Below are 11,257 nucleotides of genomic sequence, written 5' to 3'. Positions count from 1 at the left end.
ACCGCGCGGGGCGTTTACCAATCCCGGAAATGGCGAAAATCGTCGATCGGAATGTTATATGAATTCCATATGATTTTCATCGGACCTTTGCGCAAGGTGCTTGTGTTAACCTGTAACCCGTAGAGCAACGCAACGAGTCGTCATGGGTGAAGAGTATACATCGCTGACCGGTGCCTGGATGGGCCGTTATGACTATGATATCGGCGCGCGGCCCGTGTCGTTCGAGGCGCAAGTCGCCGAAGAGCATGGTCACCTGTCCGGGGATATGACCGAGCCCAATACATTTCGTGATGATATGGGCGTGCATCTGGCCGCGCGGTTATTCGGCAGCCGTATGGGCAGCGACGTGTCCTTTCGCAAAACGTATGACGGTTTCGATCAGGGCGACGATCCGATTTATGAAGGTCGGTTGAATGCGACGCTGACCCGGATCGACGGCATCTGGCGCTTTCCAAACGACCCCGGGATGCGCGGCCGGTTCATGATGGTGCGGGCGGTTGTATGTCGCGCGCGAACAGAGCAAAGCGCGGAGATTCCGTTCTGACGGGAGCCGCTCTTGCCTTTGGCAAGACGCCCCAACCGCCTTCCCGTCAGAGTTGGTTGAGCAAATCAAGTGTCGGCCAGGCATCGGCGGGAAGGCCAAGTCTGGCTTGTTCGGCTTGCACCGCTTCGCGCGTCTTGGCGCCAAGGATGCCGTCGATCCCGCCGACGTCATGGCCGCGGGTGGTCAGCTTTTGTTGGAGCTGCTGCATTTGCTGACCAGTAAGCGGGGCGCTGGGATTGCCGGCGTTGTAGATTTGCGCCCCTTCCAGCCGGGTGGCGAAATAGGCCGCTGTTGTCACGTAGACGAAGCTCTTGTTCCAGTCGAAATAGACCTCGAAATTCGGATAGGCGAGGAAAGCGGGGCCGTTCCGCCCCATGGGAAGAAGGACCGATGCCTGCAGGTCGGCGGGGCCGAGCGATCCCTGCCGTGCAGTCACCCCGCGGACGGCCCAATCGCCGACGCTGGCTTTGTGGTTCAGACCGGTTTGGGACCAGTCGAGGTTGTCGGGAAGCGTGACCTCTTGCAGCCATGGTTCATTGGGTCGCCAGCCGAGCGACGAGAGCACATTCGCTCCGGTCATCAGCGCGTCGGGGGCGGAGGTTTTGAGGTTGACCACGCCGTCACCGTCGCCGTCGAGACCTTGCTGGACGATCTCGCGCGGGAGTTTCTGGAGTTGCCCAATCTCGCCCGCCCATGCGCCTGTCGTCGTCGCAGGGTCCATGCCGCCGCGCCGGTAAAGTTCAATGGCGGCAATGAGTTGCGGGCGGAACAGGTCGGGCCTGCGGCAATCGTGAGCCAGTGTCAGAAGGGCGTTGCGCGTATTGAAGCTGCCCTGGACCTGGCCGTAATCCGTCTCGAACGCCCAAAAGGCGAGGAGGACGCCGCGCGGGATGCCGAAGCGTTGTTGAATCGTGTCGAAGGTCGCGTCGTAGCGGTTGCCGTAGATGCGCCCGTTATCGATCCGGTTCTGGCTTATCAGGGCGCGGGAGAAGCTGATGAAATCCTTCTGGAAAACGCCTTGGGCGCGGTCGGCCTGGATGACCTTTTGGTCGATTTGCGCGCCCGAGAAGAATTGATCAACCGTTTGGGCCGGGATACCTTGGGCCGTCGCCTCGGCCTTGATCCCGGCGACGAAGCTGTCCACCGGGCCGCCGCAAGTTTGGGCGTGGGCGGCTGTGGTGAGAAGGGTCAGGGCGAGGGCGAGGCGCATTTGGGGCTCCGATTGGTTGCGGGCGGAGGGTAGCAGGGGGTGTGGAGAGGGCAAGTGGTTAACGGGGCGGGCGGTGTGATGCGCGTCCGGCGGGGCGGGGGGCCGCTGATCGTGGTTAATCGCTTGCGGATAAGGGGTTTGGGCCCGTGTGCATTGCGTGCAGCAGGCGTACACACAGTGTGCGCACGTTTGTGCAGCTTTGGGTGGGTTAATGGGCCGTGCGGCGGGGAATGGTTAATGGGGTTGGGGGGGATGTTTTGAGGATTGTGGACGGTGTGGTTTGCTGACAAAGCGCTGTTCGCCGCAACCTCATCAATGTTCGGTTTTTGAAACCAATTTGCCTCCGAACACCGCTATGCATTACCTTGGATTGTAGATGTTCGGCTACGAACCCGTGAAACAACACTGTAGCTTCTAAGAACCGTTCGCAATCAAACTGCTTTAGAATACCGTTCGCATAATACTCACGACAGAATTAGCCCTACTGGAATTGGAAATCGGCGAAATGATCTGGAAGTCCGTTAAATTTCTGAAAGCCTTTGGTGTCCTGACTGTATTGACTTTCCCAATCGGCGCTGTTTCGCAAACAGACGAGGCGGGGATACAGGCACCCTCACCGTGTACTACAAATATTGGACCGAACGGGGAGCTCTTCACGGGCTATTTTGGATTAGTGTCAGTGCCGACTGGTGTTCACACTGTTGAGACATCCGACGACACCATTTACGCCGACCCATTGTACACGTTTGGCAACAGCATCATTGTCTTTCCAAAGGATGGCATCAAAAATGGCTCTGCTGAATTGCGATTTTTTGATGAAAATCGTGCAGAGATTTACGCCTGTGTTGTAACGCCTGAAGTCCACAATTTTGACCGAGATGGAGTTGAAGGTCTGATGTTCGGCGTTTGTCCAGAGCTAAGGCGCCCTCAACCAATGGCACCCGTACAAATAAACGTATTTGATTCGATTCGGCAAATTGGTAATTTCTTTGTAAACGACCCCCAGATAGCGGATGGCTCGATCCTTGAGGGAAGTTCTTTTTTTATCCAAACAAAATCGGTTGGGATAGCGCAATTTGTTTTTTTTGAAGACAGAGATTTTCTTGGAAATCAGAGGAATACTCCTAGGCGAGAAAAACGTTGGGCAGCGATGGCATCGTGCCCCATTCAAATCGCTGCTCTCGATGACCCATTGGTGGGGCCGGATGCCCCGACTTGCTTATTTGAAAATGGCGAACCCGCGCGGGCGCAGGCCGGCCAAACAGTAACCCTGCGATGGCCACTAGAAGCATCAGCTGGGCTCAGATACGTAGGCAAAGGTGCAATTTTCTCGAGAGACATAGACCTTAATCATGACCGGGAACGTCGAACGACTGATGTCTTAGCGCGGGTCGCTGGTACATATGATTTTTTGTTTCGATCAGAAACGGGCTACCAAGATGAAATATGCATGTTGGCGGTTGATCCTTAACATATTTATGGTGAGACATCGCGGTCTCGTTTCGGTCAGATGCTCCATATAGAAGCCGCAGAGCCGATGAGCGTGCTGTCGGGCGCGACAGTCATTCGCTGCACTGCAGAAAGCAAATAAGATGGACTCTAACCAGCCGACCGCCGCCTAACTCCGTCGTTTTTCTTAGACCGTCAAAATGATCACGGACAGCACGAGCCCCGCCCCCCACGCCTTCCACAGAACCTCAACCGTTTCATCGATGTGATCCGGTCCGAGGGTGTGCTCTCCCTCTGCATTCACGAAGGGGTAGTCCTTCACCTCCCCCTCATAACTTCTTGGTCCGCTGAGCGCGATGCCTAGTCCATGCGCCATGGCGGCCTCGGGCCAGCCGGCGTTGGGGCTGCGGTGGAGGGGGGCTTCGCGTAGGATCTTGCGGGGGTGGGGTCGGGTTGTGACCGCCCAGATCAGTGCTGCTGTCAGTCGGGCGGGGACGAGGTTCAGCAGGTCGTCGAGCCGGGCGCTGGCCCAGCCGAAATCTTCGTGCCGTTCGGTCCGGTAGCCGATCATGCTGTCGGCCGTGTTCGTGATCTTGTAGATCAAGAGCCCCGGCAGCCCGGCCACGGCGAACCAAAAGGCGGGGGCGATGACGCCGTCGGAGAGGTTTTCGGCGGCGCTTTCGATGGCGCTGCGGGCGACGGCGGCCTTGTCCATGTCGCGCGTGTCCCGTCCGACGATCATGGCGACGGCGCGTTTGCCGTCGCCAAGCGACAGGCGGAGGGCGTCGCCGACGGCCTGCACGTGCTGGACCAGCGATTTTTGCGCAAGCAGGACGGCGAGGATCAGGATGTCGATGATTGTGCCGGGGAATTGTTGGAGGAGCCAGCCGAGGAGCCCGGCGCCGAGACAGAGGCCGAGGATGACCAGCGTGCCGTTGAGCTGCCTATTGCCGCGGTTGAACGTCTGGTCACACCAGCCGATCAGCTGCCCCATCAGGACCGCGGGGTGTGGGATGCGAGACCAGAGCCAGCGTGGTTCGCCCATCATCGCATCAAGCAGCATGCCGAGGATGAGTGTCACAGGGCGGTTTCCAGTTGATCCCAACGATCCGGTGCGGGCAGGCCGAGCCGCAGCCAGGTTTTCGAGTATGGAAAAATCCGTGACCAGATATGGTATTTCGCAAGTCTGGTTTGCCACGCGGCTGCGTCATCGACCTTATAAAGGCGGAAGAGCGTCGTTCCACCGACGACGTTCGCCCCTTTTGCGGTGAAAAGCGCGTCCATCCGGGCCGCATCATGCGCAAGCCGCGCGCGTGTGGCGTTCGCCCATGCCGTATCTTCCAGCGCGCGCGCGCCGATTTCCAAGGCCACGCCCGAGACGGGCCACGGCCCAAGCAGGTCAACAAGGTTGCGGTCGGGTTCCACGGTGTAGGGTTTGGGGTTGGTCATCCGTGTGGGATATAGCGTTCCGCGCGAGCCAATGGCAAAGCCAAGACGCAGCCCGGCAAGGCCCCAGAATTTGCCGAAACTCTTGAGGATGACAATCTTGCTGTCCTCGGACAGGGCGATGTGGCTTTGATCAGGGATCGTGTCGCAAAAACTTTCGTCGATGATGGTGAGTTGACGGCCACCCATCACCTCTGGCCCCCATAACCGACCGTCGGGATTGTTGGGGTGCACATAGACATGTGTGTTGTCGCTGGGCCAGTCGGGATCGTTGACGAGGCGTCCCGCTTTTGAGAAGGCCGCGGCGTGTTCGTTGTAGGTCGGTCCGGGGATGTGGACGTCTGCGGTGTCCGTCAGGTCGGGCATCCGGGCAATCAGCGCGGAGGCACCGGGGGCTGCGATAATCTTAACCTCTTCGGGAACGGACCAGAATTGCCGGGCTGCCCTGATCAACCGGTCGGTCGCGGCCTGATCGGGGAGCCGTGTCCAGCTATCGGCTGGAAGGTCGCCGACCGGGTAGGGCACGGGGTTGATGCCTGTCGACAGGTCCAGCCAATCTGCCCTTTGCCCGCCGTACCGGGCGATGGCGGCGTCGAGGTTGCCGCCATGATCGCGGGGCGCGTTCATTCGTCCGGCAAAGGTGGGTGGCGGGTGACAAAGTGGCCTTTGATCGCCTCGGGCCATGTGCGGTAGGGAACCTGTCCCGTCTCGCTGCCTGCATGCGCCATGGCATAGGCGACGATACCCGACGCGGCCTCGGGCGTGGGGTCGAACCTGCCGAGCGTATAGCTGAGTTTGCCCGCTGCCTGGACAGCCACATTGCACGACCCGCTGCAGCCCATGAGGCACGACACCCGGCGTGTCCTGACGTCGCTCAGCCCGGTCGCGGCGGCCTCGATCAGGGTGGCGAGGTTTTCCCCGTCGGTCCGGGCCATGTCGCCGTCTTCCCAGCCATCGCGTTTGCAAGTGTCACAGATGGTGATCCATGTTGTCATGTTTTTGCCTGTTTTTTTGTCGTGCATATCAAGCGGACTTTCGCCGGAATCACAAGGTTTCGTGATGTTAACTGTCTTTTGGTACAGGTTTGGCCCCCCATTAACCCTTCATTAAGGATTTGGGCGGAGTTGTGGGCATAACAAGTCGCGTTAACGAGTCATTCATGTTGAATTAACGCTAGTAGGTTACGGAGTGGTCATGCGCGTTCTGATTGTACAGAGCAACACTAACCTTGGTGAATTGTGGAAGCGGCATCTGGAGCGTCTGGATGCGCGGGTGCAACTTGTCACGACGGGTGACGATGCGGTGTCGCTGATCGATGAGGCGGTGTTCGACGTCATCGTCCTCGATCTGGTTCTGACAGAAGGTAGCCCGCTGGCGGTGGCGGATTTCGCCCAGTTCCGCCAGCCGGACGCGAATGTGGTTTTCGTCACGGATACCACGTTCTTTTCGGATGGGTCGATTTTCAATCACAGCGCCAATGCGCGGGCGTTCATCGAAAGCGCTACGCCGCCACGTGACCTTGCGGCGATCGTTCAGCATTACGGGGATCAAGCCCATCACGACCGTGCGGCGCAGACCAGTCAATCTGCGGATTGATGGGGATGATCCGGTTTGGATTAATGCTTTCGTGACTGTAATGATAGTGCCGCACGATGTGGTCGAAATTGACCGTCTCGGCGACGCCGTCCCATTGGAATAGTTCGCGTGTGAATCCCATCAGGTTCGGGTAGTCCATGATCCGCTTGCGGTTACACTTGAAGTGCTGGTGATAGACCATGTCGAACCGGATGAGCGTCGTCCACAGCCGCCAATCGGCTTCGGTGATCCTGTCACCCATCAGGTAGCGGTTCTGGCTTAGCCGTTCTTCCAGCCAGTCGAGCGTGTCGAAAAGCGGGTGGACGGCCTTGTCATAGGCCTCTTGTGATGTGGCGAAGCCGGATTTGTAGACGCCGTTGTTGAGCGTGTCGTAGATCCTGTCATTCACCGGCGCGATGTCGTCGCGCAGTTCTTCTGGCCAGTAATCGTCATTGTTGCCGGTGATGTCGTTGAAAGCTGTGTTGAACATGCGGATGATTTCGGAGGATTCATTCGACACGATGGTCTCGCGTTGCTTGTCCCAGAGGATCGGGACGGTGACGCGGCCAGAGATGTTGGGGTCGGCTTTCAGATAGATATCGCGTGCGAAGGGCAGGTCATAGAGTGTGTCGCCGGTGGCACCTTTGTCATCGGTCTCGAACGTCCAGCCGTCGGACAGCATGTCGGGGTGGACGGCGGAGATGGTGATGTGCTCTTCCAGCCTTTTCAGTTTGCGGAACACCAGCGTGCGGTGTGCCCATGGGCAGGCGTAGGAGACGTAGAGGTGATAGCGGCCGGTTTCCGCTTTGAACCCGCCTTCGCCGGATGGCCCGGCCGATCCGTCGGCAGTGATCCAGTTGCGGAACTTGGCGGTTGAGCGTTTGAACGCGCCGCCGGTGGATTTCGTATCGTACCAGACGTCATGCCAGACGCCGTCAACAAGCTGGCCCATGAGATTTCTCCGTTATCTATTTGATAACAGAGCTAGCCGGTGAGCGGTTCCGAACAAAGGCCGATGAGGGCGCAGGGTTGGTGCGTGGGTGCACATCAGGGCTGGCAGGCGGCCCAGTCGAGCCCGAATTTGTCGAGGTATTTCCGAAGTCTGTCCGCATCGTTCCGGCTGGTTTTGGCCGCGCGGGAGGCGGCGAAAAGGGTGCGGCCCGCGGCGCTGAGGCTTGCCGATTGCTGGCAGACCCGGATCACGTGGGCAAGTTGCACGGCGTCGAACAGGTCGATGTCTTGTGCCTTGTCGCCTAGATGCGTGGTGAGGGGTTGCTGATCGGGGTCGCGGGTCGCGTCGGTCCATGTGGATTGGAGTGTCGTGATTTCGTCGTCTACCATGGCCGTCGTGATCCGCCCGCGCGGGGCGAGGGAAGCCGGTTGTGCTGATTGTCGATGCGGTAGCGATGTTCGCTGATGGCCTCGCATGCTACCAAGCGGACAACGGCGTCTGGCTGACGGATCACGTACCGTCGAAATACTGGAACGAAGATGCACCTTGATAGCGGGGTAGATGAGAGAAGAAAAATGACAAATGCAGAAATCACAGGCGAAACTCTTAAAGAATGGGGTCACATCCCCGGCAAGGAGTTCGGGCGCGCGTTGGAGATTGCGCAGGCTGCCGCAGCCGCAGGGTATGAGCTGGACCAGATCCGGGCGAAGTTGGAGGGGATGAAGCCGCCTCCGCCGCCGCCCACGCTGCCTTTGCAGAAGGCGGGCGATGTGCCGTTTCATTTCAATATCGAGGCTGCGGATGATCCTGACGAGGTCAAGAACCTTGCCGACGTGCGCGAGACGATGAAAGCTGTCGTGCGCACGCCGACGGTTGAGGCGGCGGCTGTCATGCCGGATGCCTGTCCGGCGGGGCCTCTGGGAACCATCCCGGTGGGTGGTGTCGTTGCGGCGCGTAATGCGATCCATCCGGGGATGCATTCGGCGGATATCTGTTGCTCGGTCATGATGACGGATATGGGCGAGATTGACCCCAAGAAGGTGCTGGATGCTGCAGAGCAGGTGACCCATTTCGGCCCCGGTGGGCGCCCGAATGGGCGCCGCTATACGATGTCGCAGAAGCTGATGGATGAGTTCCGGGAGAACCGTTTTCTGAACAACCCAAAAATCCTGCGCATGGCGGTGGAGCATCTGGGCACCCAAGGCGACGGCAACCATTTCTTGTTTGTGGGCAAATCCCGCAATACGGGGCGCACGGCTGTTGTGACCCATCACGGCTCTCGCGGGCCGGGGGCGGTGCTGTACAAGCTGGGGATGGAGGTTGCGCAGACCTATCGCAAACGGCTGTCGCCGGAGACGCTGAAGCAGAATGCCTGGATTCCGGCGGATAGTGAGGATGGTCAAGAATACTGGGCCGCCCTGCAACTGATCCGTAAATGGACCAAGGCGAACCACAATGCGATCCATCAGGCGACTGTGGAAATGTCGGGTGCGCAGCCGGGCGAGCGGTTCTGGAACGAGCATAACTTCGTCTTCAAGCGCGGTGATCTGTATTACCACGGCAAGGGGGCGACCCCGGCCTGGGGCGACTATGCCGCTGACGCGACAGGACTGACCCTCATCCCGCTGAACATGGCCGAGCCTGTCCTGGTCGTGCGCGGCAAGGATGCCGACCATGCGCTGGGCTTTTCGCCGCATGGGGCGGGGCGTAACTTTTCCCGGTCCGAGCATAAGCGCCGGATGGGTGAGGTGACGGCAGAACAGGCTTTGGCAGAAGAGACCAAGGGGTTGGATATCCGCTTTCCCGCCGGTGGGATCGATGCGTCGGAATTGCCGTCTTCGTACAAGAACGCGGCGAATGTCGTGCGCCAGATTGACAAATTCGGGCTGGCCGAGATTGTCGATTACATCGACCCATACGGTTGTATGATGGCGGGGGACGTGCCGCCGTTCTGGATGAACAAAAGGAAGAAAGGGCGCCGCTGATCCGGCGCCCTTATTGCCGTTGGTGGCCGACCGAGATGTTTCAAAATATAAACGACCGTGGCGTCGAAGGGCGAAACGTGCTACCATAAGGCAATTTTGATTTATTTGTTTTGAGCCATGCTGACGATTAGTAAGCAGCAGATGAAGCAATTCGAGGCCCTGTGCCTTGGCGCCTTTGTTCGTGAAATGAAAAGCCATTGCTGCACCCTTGCACCGCAAACCTGCGCGTCAGCGGGGCAGGATGCCGTGGGGCGTTTTGCATCGGGTGCGGTCGATCGTGCGATCGCCTTTGGGCTTGAGACCCGCTATGCCATCACATGCTTTGTCGAGGCTGAATTGCTGCTGGGCTGGGACATGGCCCGTGATCCGCAATATGCTTGGGTTGCCGAAGGTTTGATGCGTGACGGCGGAGAGGCTGCGCGCTTTCCCCGGTTTCACGATGATCTGGATGAGTTTTATGTCGCGTCCCGCGCACTTGATGCTGTATACCACAACGAACGGCTGATCACGCTTCGCGATATACTTGATTATGCGCGATGTCCTGAGGGCGTGGCGGTCACGCCTGAGCTTTGCTTGCGCCTTGCGTCGCGGATGGCGCCATTACGGGTTGCGGTCATCGAGGCCGGGCCTGTCGAGGCGCTGGCGCGATCGGTGATGGACCAAGCCGTGTTTTTGGGGATCAACGATCGGGATGACACCCTGCTGCTGTTTGCGGTGCATTTCGAGTTCGGGCGTTACGTTCTGAACAACCCCTTGTATCCGTGGATTGCCGATGCACTGACGGGATTGCCGGGTGGCGTTGATCCGCAAACGGGGCGGTTGCGCCGCCGGTTGCACGCCTGGCTGGTGGCGGCGATCGGTGACGCAGAGACGGGGGGTGCCGATGCCGTTTCTTAGCGGATGTTCGACACAATCGGGGAGCGGCAATTCCGGTGGGAGCAACGCACCGGGCGGGAACAGTGGGCCATCCGCAAGCGGGCAGGGCGGAACGCCGGCAAACTGTCCGATCGGAAACTGCCCCCCGGCAAATCCGTGTGATCCGGCCCGCATTGGACCGCAGGATCAGGCCCTGATCACCTGCCTGTTGCGGCTTTGCGCGACGGACCCGGATTTGTTGAGACGGGCGCGCTCTCGTGTGCGATTACGATCCCGTGACCCCAAGCATGTGGATATTCTTGAATACGACGGCAGCAACTGGAATGTTGCGCGACAGGTCACATCGAGAGGCACGGCGCGAAGCAATCCAGACGGTTCGCGCAGTGTATGGATCAATCGCGGGGAGGATTGCGCCCAAACGCAAGGCACGTTCTTTCACGAGGAATTGCATACGCGCCAACCTGCGACCATGTCGTCGCGCGACAAAGAGATCGAGGCCCATGTCGAAACCGAAAGATGGCAGATCGCCCGAGGTGTTCCCGGCAGCCCCAGCAGGCGGACGACGGATGCGCAGGGTCGGGAAGTTCCCGACGTGGCCGCGATCACCCGCCAGATCGACCGGTCCTACGGCTATTCGCAGGGTGCGCCCCGGATCATCGGGCGGAGTGCGAATGGTCAGACGGTTACACTTGAAGATGGAACAACACGTGCGGCACAATCGGGTGACCGCATGCAACGCCAAACGCCGGGTCAGAACCTATGCGAAGAACCCATAGACCCCGCCCTGTTGACCTGCCCATGATTGCCCGGCGCGCGATAATCTATGGTGGCTTGGCGCTGATTTTGCAGCAGTCCGTGATGCGCGGGCTGCAGGCGGAGGAGAAACAAATGACGCCGATGGAACGTAAACTCGAAGCGGTTCGCGCTGCTGCGCTGGTCTATCTTGACGCAACACGACCAGAGAAATGGGACGTTCATATTGCCGAACTACGATCGGCGCCTTTTACCGAGATCGATGGCAATTACCGGTTGGGTAACTGGATTTGGGACAATGTGAACGACATTCTGATACGCGACGCAGAACTGTTGCCGGTGACCGTTCGCTATGGCATGCGGTTCGACCGGGTCGATGCGCATGAATATGAAGTATCATCGGACTTTTGGGAGCGTGAAATTTTCGATTTCGAAGAATAGCGCGTTGTCGTTGCGCAACTGAATGC

Annotated in this window: 14 protein-coding genes; 8 read left to right on the top strand and 6 right to left on the bottom strand. The window is 59.0% G+C overall.

Going from position 1 to position 11,257, the window contains the following annotated elements:
- Window positions 1–142 precede the first annotated feature (142 nt).
- Window positions 143–544: a hypothetical protein gene (locus V8J85_RS08595; RefSeq protein WP_339953314.1), complete on the top strand. Its 402-nt coding sequence runs from the start codon at window positions 143–145 to the stop codon at window positions 542–544.
- A gap of 46 nt (window positions 545–590) precedes the next feature.
- On the opposite strand, the gene V8J85_RS08590 is transcribed toward V8J85_RS08595, so the two are convergent.
- Window positions 591–1,754 (bottom strand): lytic murein transglycosylase, encoded by a 1,164-nt coding sequence (locus V8J85_RS08590; RefSeq protein ID WP_339953313.1) that lies wholly within the window; start codon window positions 1,752–1,754, stop codon window positions 591–593.
- Window positions 1,755–2,259: 505 nt separating this feature from the next.
- Between V8J85_RS08590 and V8J85_RS08585 the strand changes: the two genes are divergently transcribed.
- Window positions 2,260–3,225 (top strand): hypothetical protein, encoded by a 966-nt coding sequence (locus V8J85_RS08585; protein WP_339953312.1) that lies wholly within the window; start codon window positions 2,260–2,262, stop codon window positions 3,223–3,225.
- 165 nt (window positions 3,226–3,390) lie between these two features.
- Here V8J85_RS08585 and cbiB read toward each other — a convergent pair whose 3' ends face one another.
- The 3 genes from cbiB to V8J85_RS08570 are packed head-to-tail and all read right to left on the bottom strand — an operon-like array spanning window position 3,391 to window position 5,644.
- Entirely contained in the window at window positions 3,391–4,284 is an 894-nt protein-coding gene (gene cbiB / locus V8J85_RS08580) for an adenosylcobinamide-phosphate synthase CbiB (protein ID WP_339953311.1), read from the bottom strand.
- Window positions 4,281–5,276, bottom strand: a complete 996-nt coding sequence (locus V8J85_RS08575) for a threonine-phosphate decarboxylase (protein WP_339953310.1) — start codon at window positions 5,274–5,276, stop codon at window positions 4,281–4,283. Before V8J85_RS08575 ends, cbiB begins: the two co-directional genes overlap by 4 nt.
- On the bottom strand, window positions 5,273–5,644 hold the full coding sequence (locus V8J85_RS08570; protein WP_339953309.1) for a DUF1636 domain-containing protein: 372 nt from the start codon (window positions 5,642–5,644) through the stop codon (window positions 5,273–5,275). The genes V8J85_RS08575 and V8J85_RS08570 overlap by 4 nt, the downstream gene beginning before the upstream one ends.
- Window positions 5,645–5,843: 199 nt before the next feature.
- Here V8J85_RS08570 and V8J85_RS08565 point away from each other — a divergent pair, with 199 nt between their 5' ends.
- The gene (locus V8J85_RS08565) at window positions 5,844–6,245 is read left to right on the top strand and encodes a response regulator (RefSeq protein ID WP_339953308.1); all 402 of its coding nucleotides are present in this window, start codon (window positions 5,844–5,846) and stop codon (window positions 6,243–6,245) included.
- Here V8J85_RS08565 and V8J85_RS08560 read toward each other — a convergent pair.
- Together V8J85_RS08560 and V8J85_RS08555 are read right to left on the bottom strand one after the other, a co-directional pair.
- Window positions 6,151–7,176 carry a glutathione S-transferase family protein gene (locus V8J85_RS08560; protein ID WP_339953307.1) on the bottom strand — a complete coding sequence of 342 codons (1,026 nt, stop codon included), beginning with the start codon at window positions 7,174–7,176 and terminating at the stop codon, window positions 6,151–6,153. The genes V8J85_RS08565 and V8J85_RS08560 overlap by 95 nt on opposite strands.
- 95 nt (window positions 7,177–7,271) lie before the next feature.
- On the bottom strand, window positions 7,272–7,565 hold the full coding sequence (locus V8J85_RS08555) for a hypothetical protein (protein ID WP_339953306.1): 294 nt from the start codon (window positions 7,563–7,565) through the stop codon (window positions 7,272–7,274).
- 186 nt (window positions 7,566–7,751) lie between these two features.
- Here V8J85_RS08555 and V8J85_RS08550 point away from each other — a divergent pair, with 186 nt between their 5' ends.
- The 5 genes from V8J85_RS08550 to V8J85_RS08530 all read left to right on the top strand — a co-directional run bounded on the left by V8J85_RS08550 (window position 7,752) and on the right by V8J85_RS08530 (window position 11,231).
- Window positions 7,752–9,161, top strand: a complete 1,410-nt coding sequence (locus tag V8J85_RS08550; RefSeq protein ID WP_339953305.1) for an RtcB family protein — start codon at window positions 7,752–7,754, stop codon at window positions 9,159–9,161.
- Between the two features lie 117 nt (window positions 9,162–9,278).
- Window positions 9,279–10,058 carry a hypothetical protein gene (locus V8J85_RS08545; RefSeq protein ID WP_339953304.1) on the top strand — a complete coding sequence of 260 codons (780 nt, stop codon included), beginning with the start codon at window positions 9,279–9,281 and terminating at the stop codon, window positions 10,056–10,058.
- Between the two features lie 3 nt (window positions 10,059–10,061).
- The gene (locus V8J85_RS08540; protein ID WP_339953303.1) at window positions 10,062–10,199 is read left to right on the top strand and encodes a hypothetical protein; all 138 of its coding nucleotides are present in this window, start codon (window positions 10,062–10,064) and stop codon (window positions 10,197–10,199) included.
- Between the two features lie 97 nt (window positions 10,200–10,296).
- The gene (locus tag V8J85_RS08535; protein ID WP_339953302.1) at window positions 10,297–10,839 is read left to right on the top strand and encodes a hypothetical protein; all 543 of its coding nucleotides are present in this window, start codon (window positions 10,297–10,299) and stop codon (window positions 10,837–10,839) included.
- The gene (locus tag V8J85_RS08530) at window positions 10,836–11,231 is read left to right on the top strand and encodes a hypothetical protein (protein WP_339953301.1); all 396 of its coding nucleotides are present in this window, start codon (window positions 10,836–10,838) and stop codon (window positions 11,229–11,231) included. The genes V8J85_RS08535 and V8J85_RS08530 overlap by 4 nt, the downstream gene beginning before the upstream one ends.
- Window positions 11,232–11,257: the final 26 nt, after the last annotated feature.

The organism is Yoonia sp. 2307UL14-13 (assembly GCF_037572755.1).
Lineage (GTDB): Bacteria > Pseudomonadota > Alphaproteobacteria > Rhodobacterales > Rhodobacteraceae > Yoonia.
Note: the sequence above shows the minus strand (reverse complement) of the source record. Positions and strands in the feature narration are given on the sequence as shown.